Here is a 19,233-nt window from a genome sequence, read left to right on the forward strand (position 1 = left end):
ATATAACTTTTCATTTTCATATTCAGTACAGTAAAAGTGTATTACAGATCACTAATTTTGAATCTCGTCACAGGTCCTTATTATAGTGTGTGTTGGATCTCGTTTTCTTTACGGCTGTTGCATAGAATGTGCACGAAAATTAAACCTGCCTCATATTTGGAGCAAATATGGACCGCGTCCTTCATTTTGTCCTGGCGCTTGCCGTTGTTGCGGTACTCGCACTGCTGGTTAGCAGCGACCGTAAAAAAATTCGCATTCGTTACGTCATTCAGTTACTTGTTATCGAAGTATTACTGGCCTGGTTCTTCCTGAACTCGGATGTTGGCCTTGGCTTCGTAAAAGGTTTCTCCGAGATGTTTGAAAAACTGCTCGGATTTGCCAACGAAGGGACAAACTTCGTCTTTGGCAGTATGAACGATCAAGGTTTGGCGTTCTTCTTTCTGAAAGTATTGTGCCCGATCGTCTTTATTTCCGCGTTGATCGGTATTCTTCAGCATATCCGCGTTCTGCCAGTGGTCATCCGCGCTATTGGTTTCCTGTTGTCCAAAGTAAACGGTATGGGCAAACTGGAGTCTTTTAACGCCGTCAGTTCGCTGATCCTCGGCCAGTCTGAGAACTTTATCGCTTATAAAGATATCCTCGGCAAAATGTCCCGTAACCGCATGTACACCATGGCGGCGACCGCAATGTCTACCGTTTCCATGTCTATCGTGGGCGCGTATATGACCATGCTGGACCCTAAATATGTGGTCGCAGCGCTGGTTCTGAACATGTTCAGCACCTTTATCGTTCTGTCGCTGATCAACCCCTATGTCGTTGATGCCAGCGAAGAAAATATTCAGATGTCGAACCTGCATGAAGGCCAAAGTTTCTTCGAAATGCTGGGCGAGTACATTCTGGCAGGTTTTAAAGTGGCGATTATCGTCGCGGCGATGCTGATCGGCTTCATCGCGCTGATCGCGGCGCTGAACGCGCTGTTCGCAACGGTTACCGGTTGGTTCGGCTACAGCATCTCCTTCCAGGGCATTCTGGGTTACATCTTCTACCCGGTCGCATGGGTAATGGGCGTACCGTCCAGTGAAGCGCTGCAGGTAGGAAGTATCATGGCGACCAAACTGGTTTCCAACGAATTCGTGGCGATGATGGATCTGCAGAAAATCGCCTCTACCCTCTCTCCACGCGCTGAAGGCATTATCTCCGTCTTCCTGGTGTCCTTCGCGAACTTCTCTTCCATCGGTATTATTGCGGGCGCGATTAAAGGCCTGAACGAAGAGCAAGGCAACGTGGTTTCCCGTTTTGGTCTGAAACTGGTTTACGGTTCTACGCTGGTGAGCGTACTGTCCGCCTCTATCGCGGCGCTGGTACTGTAAGTCTGCGTTTAATGTAGAAACCGGGGAGCTATCCCCGGTTTTTTTATGCCGCTTATTTGCCTAACGGGCGCGGGCGGCCAATCAGATATCCCTGCAAACTATGTACGCCAAGCTGCAATAGCAGATCGCGCTGCGCAGGCGTTTCAACAAACTCAGCCACGACGCTCAACGATTTCGCTTTCGCTAAATCAGTGATGGATTTCACGATCATCGCATCCAGGGAGTCCGTCAGAATATCTTTTACGAAACAACCGTCGATTTTAATGATGTCCGCCTTGAGGCGTTTTAGCCGTTCATAGTTTGCATAACCGGTGCCGAAATCATCAATGGCGATTTTTAGGCCAAACTTACGCAGCTGGTTGATATTGTGCATACTGATTTCGGAATGAGAGAAGGCCTGTTCTTCAGTAATTTCGATGATGACCGAAGCAGGCGGGACGCCATAGCGTTTAAAAAGCTGCATAATGCGCGACGCCGTCTCTTTTTGCAGCAGCGTCAGCGGCATCAAATTAACCGAGAAACGCGCCCCCTGCTCCGCCGAAGGATGCGCGGACAACCATTGCAGGAGCGCTTCCATCACCTGCATATCAAACCGTACGCTCAGGTTAAACTGGGCGATAAGCGGAATGAACTGATTCGGCATCATGATACCGTCGTCGCACCGAAGCCGCGTCAGAATCTCGTCATACCCTTTTCCCTGCGCGTCGCGAATGGGTTGCGCATACAAAACCAGCGCGCCGCGCTCCAGCGCCTGACGGATTTTCTGCAACCGCAGCACCCGTTCCGTCGTCTGCCCGGAAGCGGCTTCAATACTCTGGGTCAGTGCAAGCACCCGACGATGCGAACAGGATTGCTCCGCCAGCCAGCTTAATTGCCCCAACAGCGGTTGCAAGGTTTCCTGGCGACCATCGAATGTTCCCCACGATGCGCCGTATTCCATGTCCAGACCGGTATTGTTCCAGTAAATTTTGCGGTTATTAAGCACATTGAGCATATATTGCAGGCGGGCTTCCGTCTCCGGTCCCGTCAATACCAGCAATAATTCACTGCCCGGCAGATGGAAAATTTTCTCCTTTTCCAGCAGCAGCGGCTGCAACACGCGAAACACCTCGCGTTCGCAATGCACGCGCATCTGCATACCGTAATGACGGCTCAGAAATTCCAGGTTTTCCATGCGTAGATAACACACGCTTTGCCCGGCATCCTGTAAAAGAAACTGCTCCAGCGCACGCAGGTTAGGCAGTTGCGTCAACGGATCGGTTAATGCCTGCGAGTGCCACTGTCGATTCAACCATTCGCTACGCTGATTAATCCGCGCCATGTACAACAAACAAATACTAAAAGAAATGAGAACTGAAAGGATAAATGCCAGCGAATATTCTGAGCCCACGCCCTGCAGAAAATTGCGGTTATAGCTAAGCAGGAATAGCGCAGTGAGAGCCCAACTAAAATTCAACAGCGGATAGCTGATTTTCCCCACGCCGATGGTAAATCCAATGAACAGAACTGGCACCAGATAGCCAGCAATATACTTTGTCTCGAAAGGCGTACACAGCACCGCTAATAGCGTCGCCAGAGTGGCAAACCAGAGAAGCGTAAACAGGCGTTTTTCTTTGGCGAGATAAGGAGCGACATCCCTCCGCCAGAAAATACGAATATAGTGCGGGCTGACTATCATCCGCAGCGGATAATAGAAAAAGAGGGTAAAAATAAGCGCGGCAGAAATCAGACTCAATAAATCAACAATCGAGAAAATAGCGGTGCCGGTGCCAAAGAAGGTAGAGATGGTCACCGGGAAAGCCAGGTAGTGCCCCGCCAGATGCATACTGATTTTTATGCCAAACGGCGTCATTAACCCTAACCAGAAAACGCGTAGCCAGATGCCTTGGTTGGGTATTCCGTAGCGCCAGCGCGCGCCCAGCTGCCAGCGTACGATAGCGCAAACCAGCAACACGGGAAACGTCTGGCAAAATAGCAGCACCATCGCCTGTGGCAGAGGTAAATGAAAATTCCATTCATTAGTCAACATCATTCCGCCTACCGTCGGCGCGACGCCACGGCGGCCAAATAAGAACAGCACGGAAAACATGACGCAGAGCGGTAGCCAGGCCAGAAAGATATAGCTGGAATCAATTGTGGCGCGGGGAGAAATGAGACGAGATAGCAGAATAGCCGGAACGGTCAGGCAGAAGGCCAGTAAGAATATTTTTATATTTTTTAATACGTTACTCTTATCCGGCATTGCTTTAATGCTCACATCATTATATAAGGCGCATGAATAATAAGTATATTCGCATTATGAAGCAATCTAACAAAAGCTCATATTGACCGCAAAAGCAGCGGCAAACAAACGCACCTGAAGAGCAGATCAGAGGCCATAAATTTTGTGACAAAAAACAAAAACCCCCGCTTTTCAGCGAGGGTTCGAATGTTGGTGGAGCTAAGCGGGATCGAACCGCTGACCTCTTGCATGCCATGCAAGCGCTCTCCCAGCTGAGCTATAGCCCCATAGTGCTTTTACGTATACGCCAAATTTATCGGGAGTAAATTTGGTGGAGCTAAGCGGGATCGAACCGCTGACCTCTTGCATGCCATGCAAGCGCTCTCCCAGCTGAGCTATAGCCCCACTACGTAAAGCTTGTCGAGTTGACGGGCGGCATCATATGAATTCCCTCGGCATGTGTCAACGGCAAAATGAACTTGCCGAATTCAATCGCTGAAAAAGCATTCAAATAAAGGACATTGCGGCACAACTCGCATTCAGTAGTTAAACACGTCACGGTTTCGACTAAAATGGTGCTATAAAATGAACCACTAATTAACCCCACGACTATTCAGGGAATCGTTATGTTCAAGGAACGGATGACGCCAGAAGAACTCGCTAATCTCACCGGTTACAGCCGACAAACCATCAATAAATGGGTACGGAAAGAAGGCTGGGCAACATCGCCCAAACCTGGCGTCCAGGGCGGTAAAGCCCGTCTGGTTCATGTAAACGAACAGGTTCGTGAATATATCCGCAGCGCTGAACGTTCAGTTGACCATCACGCAGACACATTCACGCCTGCCAGCAACGCATCGCTTGAAGCGCTGCTCATGACGCTTGCCAAAGAGATGACCTCATCCGAGCAGAAACAGTTTACCTCTCTCCTCGTGCGTGAAGGGATTACCGGTTTGTTACAACGCTTAGGGATACGCGATAGCAAATAATATGAAAAGATTACGCAGTAAAATGACCACTGAAGAGCTGGCTGAATGCCTCGGCGTGGCCAGACAAACCGTCAATCGCTGGATCAGAGAACAACACTGGAAAACCGAAAAATTTCCCGGCGTCAAAGGCGGACGCGCAAGACTCATCCATATTGATGCCAGCGTGCGGGAGTTTATTCTCAATATTCCGGCTTTTCGCAAACTGCCTGCGTTTTATCAGGCGGAAGAGGCTTTCGCAGAATATGCGAACGCGGCGCACAGTCACGCTTATCGACAAATTATTGATGCCGTTGAAAATATGTCTGCTCAGGAACAGGAAAAACTGGCGCTGTTTTTATCACGGGAAGGTATTCGCGGATTTCTGACGCGTTTAGGTATCAATGAGGCGGACTAACAAATAATAAACGGCAGGCGTCTGCCCTGCCGTTTATTCTGTTTCAGCTGGCGTTACTGCTGACTTTCACGCTCGGCGATAAAGCCCAGCGCTTTGTTGATACGCTCAATGCTGCGGGTTTTACCAATCGCATGTACGGTGACATCCAGCGCAGGCGACTGCCCGGCACCGGTCACAGCCACACGCAGCGGCATCCCTACTTTACCCATCCCCACTTCCAGCTCATCCGCCGTGGCCTGAATCGCGTGGTGGACGTTTTCTGCTGACCAGTCCGTAATCGCCGACAGCTTGTCGCGCACCACTTCCAGCGGCTGACGCGCCACCGGGCGGAGGTGTTTTTTCGCCGCATCGGCGTCAAACTCGCTGAAGTCTTCATAGAAGTAGCGGCAGCTCTGCGCCATCTCTTTCAGAGTTTTGCAGCGTTCGCCCAGCAACTTCACCAGTTCAGCAAGCTGCGGGCCGTTACGGGTGTCGATATTTTCCTGCTCGATATGCCACTGCAAATGCGTCGCCACATATTCCGGCGCCAGCGTATTGATATAGTGGTGGTTCAGCCACAGCAGTTTATCAGTGTTGAACGCGCTCGCAGACTTGCTCACCGCACCGAGGGAGAACAGCTTGATCATCTCTTCGCGGGTGAAGATCTCCTGATCGCCGCTGGACCAGCCCAGACGCACCAGATAGTTCAGCAACGCTTCCGGCAGATAACCGTCATCGCGATACTGCATCACGCTCACCGCACCGTGGCGTTTAGACAGCTTTTTACCGTCGTCGCCGTTAATCATCGACACATGCGCGTACATCGGCACCGGCGCGTTTAACGCTTTCAGAATGTTAATCTGGCGCGGAGTATTGTTGATATGGTCTTCGCCACGAATCACATGGGTAATTTCCATATCCCAGTCGTCCACCACCACACAGAAGTTGTAGGTTGGGGAACCGTCGGTACGACGAATGATCAGATCGTCCAGCTCCTGATTGCTGAATTCGATCGGGCCACGGATCTGATCATCAAAAATAACGGAACCGTCCTGCGGGTTGGCAAAGCGCACCACGCATGGCTCATCGTCGGCATGATGTTCGTGGCTGTGACGGCAACGCCCGTCATAACGCGGCTTCTCGCCTTTCGCCATCTGATCTTCACGCAGTTGCTCCAGACGCTCTTTAGAGCAGTAGCATTTATAGGCCGTTCCCGCCTCCAGCATCTCGTCAATCACCGCGTTATAGCGATCAAAACGTTTGGTCTGGAAATATGGGCCTTCGTCCCATTCCAGGTTCAGCCAGTTCATACCATCCATGATGGCTTCAATGGCTTCCGGCGTGGAACGCTCAAGATCGGTGTCTTCAATACGCAGCACGAATTCACCGCCGTGGTGACGTGCGAAAAGCCAGGAATAAAGAGCAGTACGCGCGCCGCCGACGTGCAGATAACCTGTCGGGCTAGGCGCGAAGCGAGTTTTGATTTTCATGAAATGGCCTTACGTTTATAAAGATGCCGACAACCGGCAAATCCTGGAAAGATGAATAGCCTTGTATTCTATCACTGTGGCTTGATTCCTCAATGTTGATCCGGTCAGAACACTGCGCTTTGCTATTTCCGTATAGAAATCATGCAGTGCGGGGTAATTCACGATCGTTTTGTTTAATTTTACGACGAACAAACAAAAACTTTAGAAAATGCGTTGACTCATTTTCAACTCTCCCTATAATGCGACTCCACACAGCGGGGGTGATTAGCTCAGCTGGGAGAGCACCTCCCTTACAAGGAGGGGGTCGGCGGTTCGATCCCGTCATCACCCACCAACTACTTTATGTAGTCTCCGCCGTGTAGATAAGAAATTGAGAAGTGGGTGATTAGCTCAGCTGGGAGAGCACCTCCCTTACAAGGAGGGGGTCGGCGGTTCGATCCCGTCATCACCCACCACTTCGGGTCGTTAGCTCAGTTGGTAGAGCAGTTGACTTTTAATCAATTGGTCGCAGGTTCGAATCCTGCACGACCCACCAATGTAAAAAAGCGCCCTAAAGGCGCTTTTTTTGCTATCTGCGATTTATAAGATTCGAACCTGCCGCAGGTTCGGGTCTTGCCTGATGCGCTGCGCTTATCAGGCCTACAGACGACACCGCACACGTAGGCCGGATAAGACGTTAGTCGCCATCCGGCACAGACATCATACCGTCAACGCCGCCACCAGTTTCTCCAGTGCTGGCGTTGCCTGCTGCTGGTCATACACAATATACAAATCCGCCGGAATACGTTCCTCTAACGGACGGAACACCACACCCGGCCAGCTCATTTGCGCATAGCCATCAGCCATCAACGTAATCCCGATCCCCATACTGATCATCGCCAACACCGTTTGCGGCTCAACCACTTCCCGAATAATCATTGGCGAAAAGCCTGCCTGTTGGCATACACGTTGTAAAAATCCCCAATCAGAATGTACGGAAGGCAACGTAACAAAATATTCATTGCGCAACGCCGCCAACGGCACAGAATCTCTGGATGCCAGATCGTGATCTTCCGGAACTGCAACCATGAATGCAGATTCATGCAAACGTATGCTGGTAAAACCGACTGCTGGTTCGATAGCCATACGCCAGATCCCTGCATCAAGTTCCCGACGCTCTAACAACGCCATTTGCATACCGGGAGACTTTTCGCGAAAAAGTACTTCAACATTGGGATTTGCTTTCAAAAAGTGACGCATCGCAGGACGCATTCTTCCCCACAGCGCCGTACCAACCACACCCAGTTCAATGCGCCCCGCTTCACCGCGACCAATCTGCTCCACTCGCGCCAGCGCCTGATTTGCACTGGCTAACAAGCGACGTGACTCCTCCATTAAAACTTTCCCGGCATGGGTTAATGCAACGCTGCGGGAATGACGAATAAACAGCAATGTACCCAGTTGCTGTTCAAGTTCTTTGATATGGATACTCAAGGGAGGTTGTGACATATTTAACCGGGCAGCAGCCCGGCCAAAATGCAATTCTTCTGCAACAGCGAGGAAATAACGTAATAGCTTTAGATCAATACGATGGGCTCGTTCCATCACTATCGCACTCCAGGAATAAGGGATAACGTCTGGAATTTACCATATTACCTAGTAAAAAATAGATTTAACGACAAGATACCCAATATACATAAATACAATAGATAATACCCCGGGTAAAACATTTGGTGCGGGAATAGGTATACGGCATAAAGTAAAAAATGCGCCAATACCAAATCCAATACCGGAGGAGAGAATAATTTCTTTCATGCTGTGTCCTTGTTCATAAAAATGGACTGGCGAACATCCTCTCGCCATTCAAATAAAATTAATGTGCTAATGATTTGGTCGACAGTTTTTCTGGATGGTGTTGATATTTAAAGAACAATGCAAAAATAACGGCCAATGCCAGAGCGTAGGCGGCAAAGACCAGCCAGATGGTTTGCCAATCTTTTACGCCATCAATAGAAAAATAATCCACGGCCATACCGCTTAAAAGAGACCCAATCCACGCCCCCACGCCGTTAACCATGGTCATAAATAGCCCCTGCGCGCTGGCGCGAATACTTGAGTCCACCTCCTGCTCTACAAATACTGACCCTGAGATGTTGAAGAAATCAAATGCGCAGCCATAAACAATCATCGACAGCAGCAGTAGCACAAAGCCAAACGGGGATGGATCGCCAAAGGCAAAGAAGCCGAAACGCAGCGTCCACGCCAGCATGCTCATCAGCATTACTGTTTTAATACCAAAGCGTTTAAGGAAAAACGGAATGGTGAGGATAAAGCCCACTTCCGCCATCTGCGAAACTGAAAGCAAGATAGAGGGATACTTCACCACAAAACTATCGGCAAACTCAGGATTACGGGCAAAATCATGCAAGAACGGATTACCGAAGACATTGGTAATTTGCAGCACCGCCCCCAACATCATCGCAAACAAAAAGAAGATTGCCATGCGTGGATTTTTAAACAGAACAAAAGCATCCAGTCCGAGCTTACTGGCAAGCGTGGTGTTCGCCTTCTTCTCGGCTACCGGAATTTTCGGTAACGTCAGCGCATACAGGGCCAGCAATAACGATGCGCCAGAAGCGATGTATAATTGCGCACTGCTCAGTTCCAGCCCCATCAGGCTCACCGTCCACATCGCAACAATAAAACCTATTGTGCCGAAAACGCGCACAGGCGGAAATGACGTTACCGGATCCTGACCTGCTTTCGCCAGACAGGAGTACGAAACGCTATTGGATAATGCAATCGTTGGCATATACGCCATCGCATTAACCAACATCACCCAGAACATCGTCTGGGGATCGGTAACGGTGGTGGCGTATAATAACGCCCCCGCGCAAACCAGATGGCAAAGCATATAGGCTCGCTCAGCGCGCAGCCATTTATCAGCAATGATCCCCATAATGCCCGGCATGATAATCGCTGCCAGTCCTTTTGAGCTGTAGACCATACCGACATTCGCGCCGGTAAAATCCAGAGTGTTGATCATGTAAGAGCCCAGGGTAACCAGCCAGCTCCCCCAGATAAAATATTGCAAGAACGACATGACTTTTAAGCGGGACGTAATACCCATTTTTTATTCCTTGCCGTGAGATAAAGCCCCAATACGGGGCCGTAGTCATTGTGTTTAGGCCAGCTTACGTAAAAAGCCGCAAATCAGATTGATAAAGTTCTGCCGGGAAAGTTCAGCCGCCGCCAGCGTTTGCGCATGGGAGAGTTTTACATCGCCCAGCCCTTCCGCCAGATTGGTGATCGCTGAGACGGCAACAACTTTGAGACCACAATGACGTGCGCTAATCACCTCAGGGACAACGGACATTCCGACCACATCGCCGCCAATAATCTGCATCATGCGGATTTCTGCCGCCGTTTCGAAGTTCGGACCCGGATAAGAAACAAATACGCCTTCAGTGAGGGGGAATCCCTCCTCTGCCGCAACGGACTGAAGCATGGCGCGATAATCTGCGTCATAAGCATTAGCCAGCGAGAAGAAGCGATCGCCATAACGATCATCGTTTGGCCCCACCATCGGCGTACCGGGCATCGTATTAATGTGATCGCTAAGCGCAACCAGGCTACCCGGCCCCACTTCCGGACGCAGAGATCCTGCCGCATTGGTGCAGAACAACACTTCACAGCCCAGTAATTTCAACGTGCGAATGGCATCGGTCATCACCGCCATTCCACGCCCTTCATAAAAATGTCCGCGGCCTTTCATACAGGCCACCGGAACACCCGCCAGATGGCCGAGCACCAGTTCACCAGCATGGCCGTGTACGGTGCTGACGGGAAATCCCGGCAATTTCTCGTAAGAAATGGCTACCGCATCTTCGATTTGATCCGCCAGAGCACCCAACCCGGAGCCTAAAATAAACGCGACTCGCGGGGTAAATGCCGGTTTATGTGCATGAATAATATCAATACAATACTCAGGATTATGAGAAAAAAGAGCGTGAGGCATAAGTTTCCTTGTTCTATCGGATTTAATTTGACTCCTTTTTATAACGACCATCGCCCCTTGCTGACCAATACACTTTTCACGTGTCATCAATAGCCATTTAATATCGATAGATTTAGATCGCTTCTGTATTAATACAGAGGGAAAACAGTATTGGTTTTTGCTTGCACTTCATATTAACAATATGCCGCTTTCATATTTATAAATTGCCTCTTTTTAATTAACCCATTAATAATTATCGGCATAGGGAAATATGCTATGAAAAAAATTCTTACTCTGACGCTTTCTTCTTTACTCATTATTCCCGCACTCACCCATGCGGAATTTAAAGGCGGGTTCGCCGATATCGGCCTCCATTACCTCGACTGGACATCAGACACCACGGAAAAAACCAGTAAAAAATCCCATAAAGATGATTTTGGGTACCTGGAACTGGAAGGCGGAGCGAATTTTAGCTGGGGAGAAATGTACGGGTTCTTCGACTGGGAAAATTTTTACAATGGCCGCCACGCTAAACCAGGCAGCGAACAGCGTTACACCTTTAAAAATACCAACCGTATTTATCTGGGCGATACAGGATTAAACCTCTATCTCCATGCCTACGGGACGTACGGTTCACCTCATCGCGCTAATTTCCATGATGACATGTTTCTCTATGGTTTAGGCTATAACTTCACGGGTAACGGTTACTGGTTTAAACCCTTCTTTGCCAAACGTTATACCGATCAGACCTACTACACAGGCGATAATGGTTATGTACTAGGTTGGGTGGCCGGTTATAGCTTCTCGTTGGGTAGTGAGAAATTCAGCGTAACGAACTGGAATGAGTATGAGTTTGACCGCGATGCGTCCTACGCTGCGGGCAATGGCGGGAAAGATGGCATTAATGGCGCAGTAGCGCTGTGGTGGAATGCGACTCCTCACCTGACCGCAGGAGTACAATATCGTTACGCTGATAATAAGTTAGGAGAATCCTTCCTGCAGGATGGCATTATTTATTCCATCAAATACCTGTTTTAACACACTGTCCTGTCAAAAATGGCAGGGCAAGACCGCACCTCACACACGGACAGATAGATATTTATAGCTGATACAGCGGATCTTTCGCCCTCGCGGCGGTTAATTCGCTGGCCTGGGTACGCACCACGTCCCATAACGCCTGCGCCGCCGTGGAGAGCGATCGGTTTTTTCGCCGCGCCAGCATGAGCTGCCTTTCAACTACGGGCGTCAGCCGTTTAACCTGCAAGTGGCTGCCCTGCGGGAGCGGTAACGCCAGCGCGGGCAGCACGCTGATGCCGATTCCCGCTTCCACCATTGGAAAAAGCGTGGCCGGGTGACCAATCTCCTGCACGATATCCGCCTCAATAGCAAAATGGGCCAGCGCCGCATCAATCAGCGGTCGACTGCCGGAAGCATAATCCTGTAAAACCAGCGACGCCTGTTTAAGATCCTGCCAGTTCACCCATTCCTGATGCGCCAACGGATGATCCTGGCGACACAACAGTAAAAAAGGCTCTGATAAGATGGCTTCACACTGTAAATCCACCGCTGCGCCGGGATCGATAACGATGCCAAAATCCACTTCACCCTGGCGGATGCTCTCCAGCACCCACTGCTGCGGACGATCGTGCAATACAAAATCAATAGCGGGATAAAGTGAATTACTTTGGGCAATGCATTGCGGAATAAGATGCGCAGAAATGGTTTGGCTCGCGGCAACGCGCACGGTGCCGGTTAATTGTGTCCCTACTCTGCCTGCATCGCGCAGTATGCTGTTCAGTTCATCAAGCACCCGCTCCAGACGCGTCGCCAGTTGTTGCCCCGCCTCGGTCAGCACCACCTCACGCGTGGTGCGATCCAGCAGTCTGACGCCGGTTTGCCGCTCCAGCTCTTTTACGCTATGACTGACCGCAGACTGGCTCAGTCCAATCCTGTCCCCTGCCCGACTGAAACTTTTGGCCTGGGCGACGGTAATAAAAATACGCAGTTGACGCAGTGAATAGTTCATCGACTAGATTCATATATAGATGCAATAAATCAATTTTATTTCTCAAAGCGAAAAACGCAAAATAGCTGCACCGACTTTCAGGAGTTTTTATGAAACTTTTTCGTATCCTTGACCCTTTCACGCTGACACTTATCACCGTGGTACTACTGGCCTCTTTTTTCCCGGCGGAAGGCAGCTTTGTGCCTGTCGTTGAAGGCATTACGACAGCGGCCATCGCTCTGCTGTTTTTTATGCATGGCGCGAAGCTTTCACGTGAAGCGATCATCGCTGGCGGCAGCCACTGGCGGTTGCATCTTTGGGTCATGTGCAGCACTTTTGTGCTCTTTCCTGTCCTCGGCGTACTGTTTGCCTGGTGGGCGCCTGTCAATGTCGACCCTATGCTCTACAGCGGCTTTCTGTATCTGTGCATTTTGCCCGCCACCGTGCAGTCGGCGATTGCATTTACTTCACTCGCGGGCGGTAACGTCGCGGCCGCGGTGTGCTCAGCGTCTGCGTCCAGTCTGCTGGGCATTTTCCTGTCGCCGCTGCTGGTCGGTCTGGTAATGAATATTCATGGCGCGCAGGGCAGTCTGGAAGAGGTGGGCAAAATTATGCTGCAACTGCTGCTGCCTTTTGTGCTGGGACACCTGTCTCGCCCGTGGATCGGCAACTGGGTCGCGCGCAACAAAAAGTGGATCGCGAAAACAGATCAGACCTCTATTTTGCTGGTGGTCTACTCGGCGTTCAGCGAAGCGGTGGTCAACGGCATCTGGCACAAAGTCGGCTGGGGATCGCTGCTGTTTATCGTCGTGGTCAGCCTCATACTGTTGGCGATCGTCATCGCCATTAACGTCTTTGTCGCCCGTAAATGCGGCTTCAATAAAGCCGACGAAATCACTATTGTTTTCTGCGGTTCGAAAAAAAGCCTGGCCAACGGGATCCCGATGGCCAATATTCTGTTTCCGACGTCAGTGCTGGGTATGATGGTATTACCGCTGATGATCTTCCACCAGATCCAACTGATGGTCTGCGCAGGGCTTGCGCGGCGCTACAAACGCCAGACCGAGAAGTTACAGGCGCAGCAGGAAAGCCGCGCCGCGAAAGCTTAAAGCGGGCGTTTCAGGGGCTGCACCAGTTGCGTCAGCCCCTCGGTTTTAATCAGCAGCGTGATTTGCATCAATTCCCCCAGTTTACCCGCTGGAAACTGATCTTTACGGGCAAACCACAGCAAATACTCTTCCGGAAGGTCGATCAATCGACGTCCCTGATATTTGCCGAACGGCATCACGGTGTTGGCGATTTCAACCAGCTGCTCTTTTTCCATCTCAGGCATCCAGTAAGCGGATCATTTCCGCTTCATCAATGACATTGATGCCCAGTTCCTGCGCTTTGGCAAGTTTGGAACCCGCCGCTTCACCGGCAATCACCAGATCGGTTTTCTTCGATACGCTGCCTGCCACTTTCGCGCCCAGCGCCACTAAACGCGCTTTAGCGTCATCGCGGGACATCTGGCTCAGGCTACCGGTTAGTACCACGGTTTTACCGGCAAACGGGCTATCGATCTCTTGCACATTAATGACTACCGGCGCGGGCCAGTGAACCCCTTCCGCCAGTAGCTGCCCAATCACATCACGATTACTCTCTTCGGCAAAAAAGTTAAAGACGTGCGTAGCGACCACAATTCCCACGTCAGGTACTTTCTGCAACTCGTCAATCGTGGCGGCCTGCAGCGCCTCCAGCGTGCCGAAATAAGCCGCCAGCCCCGCTGCCGTCGCCTCACCCACTTCACGGATGCCCAGCGCATAGAGAAAACGCGCAAAGGTCGTCGCTTTGGCTTTTTCCAGCGCGTTAACAACATTTTGCGCGGACTTTGGCCCCATTCGGTCCAGGCCGGTCAGTTTACCCGCCGTCAGACGGAACAGATCCGCTGGCGTATGGACATACTCCCTTTCCACCAGTTGGTCGATGATCTTATCGCCCATCCCGTCTACATCCATTGCCCGGCGCGACACAAAATGTTTCAGCGACTCTTTACGCTGCGCGCCGCAAATCAGCCCGCCGGTACAACGGGTAACGGCTTCGCCTTCGACGCGCTCTACGTCCGATCCGCACACCGGACAGTGCGTTGGAAACACAATCGGACGCGTCTCTTCAGGGCGTTCGGACAGAACCACGTTGACCACCTGAGGGATCACATCGCCTGCCCGACGGATAACCACCTTATCGCCAATGCGCAAGCCAAGCCGCTCAATTTCATCGGCATTATGCAACGTGGCATTGCTGACCAGCACACCAGCCACCTGAACCGGTTCCAGACGCGCCACCGGCGTAATCGCCCCGGTGCGCCCGACCTGAAACTCAACATCGCGCACAAAAGTCATCTGCTCCTGAGCAGGAAATTTAAACGCCACCGCCCAGCGCGGCGCGCGGGCCACAAAGCCCAGCTGTTCCTGCAAAGCCAGCGAGTTGACCTTAATCACCACGCCGTCGATATCAAAACCGAGCGTGGGGCGATCTTTTTCGACGTTGCGATAAAAATCCAGTACCGCCTGGGGAGAATCGCACAGCGTCACGCGATCGCTGACCGGTAACCCCCACGCTTTAAATTGCAGCAACCGTCCCAGATGCGTATCCGGCAACTCGCCGCCTTCCAGAATACCGACGCCGTAGCAGAAAAATGTTAGCGGTCGCTTCGCCGTAATACGCGGATCAAGCTGACGCAGCGAGCCCGCCGCCGCGTTACGCGGGTTAGCAAACACTTTGCCGCCAGTGCGGCGCGCGTCTTCATTGATCTTTTCAAACCCGGCCTGCGGTAAAAATACCTCTCCGCGAACTTCAAGACGCGCCGGAATGTTATCGCCGTGCAGCTTTAACGGAATGGCGCGAATCGTGCGCACGTTTGAAGTGATATCTTCACCGGTGGTGCCGTCGCCACGCGTCGCAGCGCTCACCAGCACGCCGTTTTCATACAGAATGCTGACCGCCAGGCCATCCAGTTTTAGCTCGCAGCACCAGATGACATTTTCCGTGCTTTTTAGACGATCCTGCACTCGCTTGTTAAACGCCAGGAAGCTTTCTTCATCAAATACGTTATCGAGCGACAGCATCGGTACTTCATGGCGAATCTGGTTGAATGCCGTCAGCGGCGCCGCGCCAACGCGCTGCGTGGGCGAATCCGGCGTGATAAGGTCCGGACGTTGCGCCTCCAGCTCTCGCAGTTCCCGCATCAGGCGGTCATATTCGGCGTCGGGAATCTCCGGCGCATCCATCACATGATACAGATATTCATGATGGCGAAGCGTGGTTCGCAGTTCTGTCAGTTGTTGTTCGATTGGTTCCATATCACACCATCAATGATAAAAAACCCCCGACAGGCGGGGGTTACGTTAAAAATGTCACACCTGCGTTAACCTCAGGCGTTAGCGTCCATCACCTCGCGGATGCGGTCCTGGTATTCGCGCAGTTTCTGCGGCGTCATCATCCGACGCTGGTCATCCAGCACGACGCCGCCGACCTCATCAGCGATATGCTGCGCAGATTGCAGCATCAGCTTGAAGTTCTGCAGCGCATCGCCGTAAGACGGTACCTGCATAAAGATAGTGACGCCAGGCGTAGTGAAGTCCGTCATTTCAGGATCGAACGTTCCCGGATTGACCATATTCGCGAGACTGAACAAGGCCGGGCCGCTGCCGTCCGGGCTCAAATGACGATGGAAAATATTCATATCGCCAAATTTAAAGCCTGACTGCTGAATACTGTTCAGTAACACTTCACCATTAAGCTCGCTGCCATGATGGGCCGCGACGTTCATAATGATGACCGCCTCTTTACGCTGCGGTTTTTCCACAACCGGCGCTTCTTCCACTACCGGTTCCGCCTCAACCACAGGTTCCGCAGGCTGGAAGGTTTGCGCTGATGGCGGCGGCGCGGGCTGCGCAACAGGCTGCGGCGCTTGCGACGGCGGTGCAGGCTGCTGTTGCGGCGGCTGTACCGGCGGCGCAGATGGCTGAACCTGCTGAGGCTGCGGCGCAGGTTGGACCGGTTGCTGAACCGGCTGTTGCATCGGCGCTTGCGGCTGCGGCGGCGCCGCTGGACGCGGTTGCGCAGACGCATAAGGCGGCTGGTACTGGTGTTGCGGCGACTGACGAGGGGCATCATGCTCCTGCGACTGGCCGGGGGCATGATTTACGCGGTGAACACGAACTTCACCCACGCCTTCGTCTTCTTCGACATCGTCGTCATACGAGTCGTCGTCGCGTTTCGATTTCATGCGTTTTAGTGGACGATCGCGGAACATAGAAGATCGTTCTTTACGGCTGGTCCAGAAACCATGTACCAGTAAAGCGATTATGGCGATCGCGCCAACAATGATTAATATCAGACGCAAATCCTGCATCATTATATTCTCTGTTGTTCTAACACCTTGCCACCACGGCAAACATTTACTCACTAAGAGTATTTGCCGATTACGTCAAGTGCAAGTGTACTGTTGGCTTTCGCAGCATAAAGATGAAGGAAAATGTGCTTTTTGCTGTTTTTTCGAACATTTCCGAACTATCCACCGTCTGATAACCGGGTAAGATATCCCACGTTTACCCAGGGCTTTAAGAAAAAGGAGTATGTCCTGAATATGGTTTCATCATCCACAACCGTACCACGTAGCGGCGTCTATTATTTCTCGCAAGGATGGAAGTTAGTCACCCTACCGGGAATCCGCCGCTTTGTTATTTTACCTTTGCTGGTCAACATTGTGCTGATGGGCGGCGCATTTTGGTGGCTGTTTACCCAGCTTGACGCCTGGATACCTTCGTTGATGAGTCATGTGCCGGACTGGCTGCAATGGCTGAGCTATCTGCTGTGGCCGATTGCGGTTATCTCTGTTCTGCTGGTCTTTGGCTATTTTTTCTCTACCCTCGCCAACTGGATCGCCGCGCCGTTTAACGGCCTTTTAGCCGAACAGCTTGAGGCGCGGTTAACCGGCGCCACGCCGCCAGATACCGGCATACTCGGCATCATGAAAGATGTACCGCGCATTATGAAACGTGAATGGCAAAAGCTGGCGTGGTATCTGCCGCGCGCTATTGTGCTGCTGGTTCTCTATTTTATTCCTGGCATTGGCCAAACCATCGCGCCGGTACTGTGGTTTTTGTTCAGCGCCTGGATGCTGGCGATCCAGTATTGCGACTACCCGTTTGATAACCACAAAGTGCCGTTTAAAACGATGCGCGCCGCGTTGCGCACGCAGAAGGTCGCGAATATGCAATTTGGCGCGCTCACCAGCCTCTTTACGATGATTCCAGTGCTTAACCTTTTCATTATGCCTGTCGCCGTCTGTGGCGCGACGGCAATGTGGGTTGATTGCTGGCGTGCTAAACACGCGTTATGGAAATAACGTAAAAATGTATAAATAAGAGATGGCTTATGCTGTCTCTTATTCCATACTGATAACCATTATTTCCCATCAGCATATAGATATGCGAAATCCTTACTTCCCCATATCTGGCTGGAAGGTATGCTGGGAAGGTATCCCAATTTCATACAGTTAAGGACAGGCCATGAGTAAGATTTATGAAGATAACTCGCTGACTATCGGTCATACGCCGCTGGTTCGACTGAACCGTATCGGTAATGGACGCATTCTGGCGAAGGTGGAGTCGCGCAACCCGAGCTTCAGCGTCAAGTGCCGTATCGGCGCCAATATGATTTGGGATGCCGAAAAGCGTGGCGTACTGAAACCTGGCGTGGAACTGGTCGAGCCGACCAGCGGCAACACCGGTATTGCGCTGGCGTATGTCGCCGCCGCGCGCGGTTACAAACTCACCCTGACCATGCCGGAGACCATGAGCATTGAACGCCGCAAGCTACTCAAAGCATTAGGCGCGAATCTGGTGCTGACCGAAGGGGCGAAAGGGATGAAAGGCGCTATTCAGAAAGCCGAAGAAATTGTCGCCAGCGATCCGCAAAAATATCTCCTGCTCCAGCAGTTCAGTAACCCTGCCAACCCGGAAATCCATGAAAAAACCACCGGCCCGGAAATCTGGGAAGACACCGATGGTCAGGTGGATGTGTTTATCTCCGGCGTCGGCACTGGCGGTACGTTAACCGGCGTCACGCGTTATATCAAAGGGACGAAGGGTAAAACCGATCTTATCACCGTTGCGGTAGAACCCACTGACTCCCCGGTTATCGCCCAGGCGCTGGCTGGTGAAGAGATCAAACCGGGCCCGCATAAAATTCAGGGCATCGGCGCAGGCTTCATCCCGGGCAACCTGGATCTGAAACTGATTGATAAAGTGGTTGGCATCACCAATGAAGAAGCCATTTCTACCGCGCGCCGTCTGATGGAAGAGGAAGGTATTCTGGCGGGAATTTCTTCCGGCGCCGCGGTTGCTGCAGCGCTTAAGCTGCAGGAAGATGAAAGCTTTACCAATAAGAATATTGTGGTTATCCTACCTTCATCAGGTGAGCGTTATCTGAGCACCGCGTTGTTCGCCGATCTCTTTACTGAGAAAGAACTGCAACAGTGATGCCAGCATGTTAAAAACGCGTAAAAAAGCACCTTTTTGGGTGCTTTTTTGTGGCCTGCTTCAAACTTTCACCTCACCTGGCATTGATTCACCCTGCCGGAACTGGTATTTAACCAGACTAATTATTTTGATGCGCGAAATTAATCGTTACAGGAAAAGCGTTAGCTGAATCGATTTTATGATTTGGTTCAACTCTTCCTTTCGCGGCATAATGTTTAATGACGAGCGAAACGTCAGCGGCCATAAGTTGCCAGCAACGGATTGCGTAGAACACCTTTTGTG

At 51.4% G+C, this 19,233-nt stretch carries 17 protein-coding genes and 5 tRNA genes; 10 read left to right on the forward strand and 12 right to left on the reverse strand.

The window, feature by feature from the left end; all coding sequences use genetic code 11:
- Positions 1-167: 167 nt before the first annotated feature.
- The gene (nupC, locus tag ACLJPQ_RS14205) at positions 168-1,370 is read left to right on the forward strand and encodes a nucleoside permease NupC (RefSeq protein ID WP_000376347.1); all 1,203 of its coding nucleotides are present in this window, start codon (positions 168-170) and stop codon (positions 1,368-1,370) included.
- A 52-nt stretch (positions 1,371-1,422) separates the two neighbouring features.
- Here nupC and ACLJPQ_RS14210 read toward each other — a convergent pair whose 3' ends face one another.
- From ACLJPQ_RS14210 to ACLJPQ_RS14220, 3 genes are all read right to left on the reverse strand, one after another.
- Entirely contained in the window at positions 1,423-3,612 is a 2,190-nt protein-coding gene (locus ACLJPQ_RS14210) for a sensor domain-containing phosphodiesterase (RefSeq protein ID WP_080184843.1), read from the reverse strand.
- A gap of 190 nt (positions 3,613-3,802) precedes the next feature.
- Positions 3,803-3,878 (reverse strand) — tRNA-Ala (locus ACLJPQ_RS14215).
- 42 nt (positions 3,879-3,920) lie between these two features.
- Positions 3,921-3,996 (reverse strand) — tRNA-Ala (locus tag ACLJPQ_RS14220).
- Positions 3,997-4,217: 221 nt separating this feature from the next.
- Here ACLJPQ_RS14220 and ACLJPQ_RS14225 point away from each other — a divergent pair.
- Positions 4,218-4,580 carry a MerR family transcriptional regulator gene (locus ACLJPQ_RS14225; RefSeq protein ID WP_000472034.1) on the forward strand — a complete coding sequence of 121 codons (363 nt, stop codon included), beginning with the start codon at positions 4,218-4,220 and terminating at the stop codon, positions 4,578-4,580.
- 1 nt (position 4,581) lies between these two features.
- A complete protein-coding gene (locus ACLJPQ_RS14230) occupies positions 4,582-4,974 on the forward strand; it encodes a MerR family transcriptional regulator (protein ID WP_000826514.1) in 393 nt (130 codons plus the stop codon).
- A 53-nt stretch (positions 4,975-5,027) separates the two neighbouring features.
- Here ACLJPQ_RS14230 and gltX read toward each other — a convergent pair whose 3' ends face one another.
- Positions 5,028-6,443 (reverse strand): glutamate--tRNA ligase, encoded by a 1,416-nt coding sequence (gene gltX / locus ACLJPQ_RS14235; protein WP_000695623.1) that lies wholly within the window; start codon positions 6,441-6,443, stop codon positions 5,028-5,030.
- Positions 6,444-6,701: 258 nt separating this feature from the next.
- Between gltX and ACLJPQ_RS14240 the strand changes: the two genes are divergently transcribed.
- The 3 genes from ACLJPQ_RS14240 (at position 6,702) to ACLJPQ_RS14250 (ending at position 6,978) form a co-directional block, all read left to right on the forward strand.
- A tRNA-Val gene (locus tag ACLJPQ_RS14240) sits at positions 6,702-6,777 on the forward strand.
- A 45-nt stretch (positions 6,778-6,822) separates the two neighbouring features.
- A tRNA-Val gene (locus ACLJPQ_RS14245) sits at positions 6,823-6,898 on the forward strand.
- A 4-nt stretch (positions 6,899-6,902) separates the two neighbouring features.
- Positions 6,903-6,978 (forward strand) — tRNA-Lys (locus tag ACLJPQ_RS14250).
- A gap of 164 nt (positions 6,979-7,142) precedes the next feature.
- Here the strand turns inward: ACLJPQ_RS14250 and ACLJPQ_RS14255 are convergent.
- Genes ACLJPQ_RS14255 through xapA form a run of 4 tightly spaced genes read right to left on the reverse strand, consistent with a single transcriptional unit; the run spans position 7,143 to position 10,440 of the window.
- Positions 7,143-8,027, reverse strand: coding sequence for a LysR family transcriptional regulator (locus ACLJPQ_RS14255; RefSeq protein ID WP_000438890.1), 885 nt, complete (start codon positions 8,025-8,027; stop codon positions 7,143-7,145).
- A gap of 51 nt (positions 8,028-8,078) precedes the next feature.
- On the reverse strand, positions 8,079-8,237 hold the full coding sequence (locus ACLJPQ_RS14260) for a XapX domain-containing protein (protein WP_000658727.1): 159 nt from the start codon (positions 8,235-8,237) through the stop codon (positions 8,079-8,081).
- A 58-nt stretch (positions 8,238-8,295) separates the two neighbouring features.
- On the reverse strand, positions 8,296-9,552 hold the full coding sequence (locus tag ACLJPQ_RS14265; RefSeq protein WP_000513241.1) for a nucleoside permease: 1,257 nt from the start codon (positions 9,550-9,552) through the stop codon (positions 8,296-8,298).
- Positions 9,553-9,606: 54 nt separating this feature from the next.
- Positions 9,607-10,440, reverse strand: coding sequence for a xanthosine phosphorylase (gene xapA / locus ACLJPQ_RS14270; RefSeq protein ID WP_001119748.1), 834 nt, complete (start codon positions 10,438-10,440; stop codon positions 9,607-9,609).
- A 255-nt stretch (positions 10,441-10,695) separates the two neighbouring features.
- Between xapA and ACLJPQ_RS14275 the strand changes: the two genes are divergently transcribed.
- Complete coding sequence (locus tag ACLJPQ_RS14275; RefSeq protein ID WP_000722926.1) at positions 10,696-11,457, forward strand: outer membrane protein; 762 nt, start codon at positions 10,696-10,698, stop codon at positions 11,455-11,457.
- 61 nt (positions 11,458-11,518) lie between these two features.
- Here the strand turns inward: ACLJPQ_RS14275 and ACLJPQ_RS14280 are convergent, their stop codons facing one another.
- The gene (locus ACLJPQ_RS14280) at positions 11,519-12,445 is read right to left on the reverse strand and encodes a LysR family transcriptional regulator (protein ID WP_001109829.1); all 927 of its coding nucleotides are present in this window, start codon (positions 12,443-12,445) and stop codon (positions 11,519-11,521) included.
- 89 nt (positions 12,446-12,534) lie between these two features.
- Between ACLJPQ_RS14280 and ACLJPQ_RS14285 the strand changes: the two genes are divergently transcribed.
- The gene (locus ACLJPQ_RS14285) at positions 12,535-13,533 is read left to right on the forward strand and encodes a bile acid:sodium symporter family protein (RefSeq protein ID WP_000765580.1); all 999 of its coding nucleotides are present in this window, start codon (positions 12,535-12,537) and stop codon (positions 13,531-13,533) included.
- On the opposite strand, the gene ACLJPQ_RS14290 is transcribed toward ACLJPQ_RS14285, so the two are convergent.
- From ACLJPQ_RS14290 to zipA, 3 genes are all read right to left on the reverse strand, one after another.
- Positions 13,530-13,748 carry a DUF3820 family protein gene (locus ACLJPQ_RS14290; RefSeq protein WP_001519708.1) on the reverse strand — a complete coding sequence of 73 codons (219 nt, stop codon included), beginning with the start codon at positions 13,746-13,748 and terminating at the stop codon, positions 13,530-13,532. The two genes, ACLJPQ_RS14285 and ACLJPQ_RS14290, sit on opposite strands and share 4 nt — an antisense overlap.
- A gap of 1 nt (position 13,749) precedes the next feature.
- Positions 13,750-15,765, reverse strand: a complete 2,016-nt coding sequence (gene ligA, locus ACLJPQ_RS14295) for an NAD-dependent DNA ligase LigA (RefSeq protein WP_000433278.1) — start codon at positions 15,763-15,765, stop codon at positions 13,750-13,752.
- 71 nt (positions 15,766-15,836) lie between these two features.
- A complete protein-coding gene (gene zipA, locus ACLJPQ_RS14300) occupies positions 15,837-16,823 on the reverse strand; it encodes a cell division protein ZipA (RefSeq protein WP_000983126.1) in 987 nt (328 codons plus the stop codon).
- 231 nt (positions 16,824-17,054) lie between these two features.
- On the opposite strand from zipA, the gene cysZ reads away from it, so the two are divergent.
- Together cysZ and cysK are read left to right on the forward strand one after the other, a co-directional pair.
- On the forward strand, positions 17,055-17,816 hold the full coding sequence (gene cysZ, locus ACLJPQ_RS14305; RefSeq protein WP_000255008.1) for a sulfate transporter CysZ: 762 nt from the start codon (positions 17,055-17,057) through the stop codon (positions 17,814-17,816).
- 163 nt (positions 17,817-17,979) lie between these two features.
- Positions 17,980-18,951, forward strand: a complete 972-nt coding sequence (gene cysK, locus ACLJPQ_RS14310) for a cysteine synthase A (RefSeq protein WP_000036904.1) — start codon at positions 17,980-17,982, stop codon at positions 18,949-18,951.
- Positions 18,952-19,233 lie beyond the last annotated feature (282 nt).

It is taken from the genome of Salmonella sp. SAL04213, assembly GCF_046550535.1.
GTDB lineage: Bacteria > Pseudomonadota > Gammaproteobacteria > Enterobacterales > Enterobacteriaceae > Salmonella > Salmonella enterica.

What these genes read in the sequence shown, in the direction of transcription:
- cysZ (WP_000255008.1), top strand. Translation starts at nt 17,055, where the DNA reads ATGGTTTCATCATCCACAACCGTACCACGTAGCGGCGTCTATTATTTC.
- cysK (WP_000036904.1), top strand. Translation starts at nt 17,980, where the DNA reads ATGAGTAAGATTTATGAAGATAACTCGCTGACTATCGGTCATACGCCG.
- ligA (WP_000433278.1), bottom strand. Translation starts at nt 15,765, where the DNA reads ATGGAACCAATCGAACAACAACTGACAGAACTGCGAACCACGCTTCGC.
- ACLJPQ_RS14290 (WP_001519708.1), bottom strand. Translation starts at nt 13,748, where the DNA reads ATGGAAAAAGAGCAGCTGGTTGAAATCGCCAACACCGTGATGCCGTTC.
- xapA (WP_001119748.1), bottom strand. Translation starts at nt 10,440, where the DNA reads ATGCCTCACGCTCTTTTTTCTCATAATCCTGAGTATTGTATTGATATT.
- ACLJPQ_RS14230 (WP_000826514.1), top strand. Translation starts at nt 4,582, where the DNA reads ATGAAAAGATTACGCAGTAAAATGACCACTGAAGAGCTGGCTGAATGC.
- ACLJPQ_RS14260 (WP_000658727.1), bottom strand. Translation starts at nt 8,237, where the DNA reads ATGAAAGAAATTATTCTCTCCTCCGGTATTGGATTTGGTATTGGCGCA.
- ACLJPQ_RS14255 (WP_000438890.1), bottom strand. Translation starts at nt 8,027, where the DNA reads ATGGAACGAGCCCATCGTATTGATCTAAAGCTATTACGTTATTTCCTC.
- zipA (WP_000983126.1), bottom strand. Translation starts at nt 16,823, where the DNA reads ATGATGCAGGATTTGCGTCTGATATTAATCATTGTTGGCGCGATCGCC.
- ACLJPQ_RS14280 (WP_001109829.1), bottom strand. Translation starts at nt 12,445, where the DNA reads ATGAACTATTCACTGCGTCAACTGCGTATTTTTATTACCGTCGCCCAG.
- nupC (WP_000376347.1), top strand. Translation starts at nt 168, where the DNA reads ATGGACCGCGTCCTTCATTTTGTCCTGGCGCTTGCCGTTGTTGCGGTA.
- gltX (WP_000695623.1), bottom strand. Translation starts at nt 6,443, where the DNA reads ATGAAAATCAAAACTCGCTTCGCGCCTAGCCCGACAGGTTATCTGCAC.
- ACLJPQ_RS14265 (WP_000513241.1), bottom strand. Translation starts at nt 9,552, where the DNA reads ATGGGTATTACGTCCCGCTTAAAAGTCATGTCGTTCTTGCAATATTTT.
- ACLJPQ_RS14210 (WP_080184843.1), bottom strand. Translation starts at nt 3,612, where the DNA reads ATGCCGGATAAGAGTAACGTATTAAAAAATATAAAAATATTCTTACTG.
- ACLJPQ_RS14285 (WP_000765580.1), top strand. Translation starts at nt 12,535, where the DNA reads ATGAAACTTTTTCGTATCCTTGACCCTTTCACGCTGACACTTATCACC.
- ACLJPQ_RS14275 (WP_000722926.1), top strand. Translation starts at nt 10,696, where the DNA reads ATGAAAAAAATTCTTACTCTGACGCTTTCTTCTTTACTCATTATTCCC.
- ACLJPQ_RS14225 (WP_000472034.1), top strand. Translation starts at nt 4,218, where the DNA reads ATGTTCAAGGAACGGATGACGCCAGAAGAACTCGCTAATCTCACCGGT.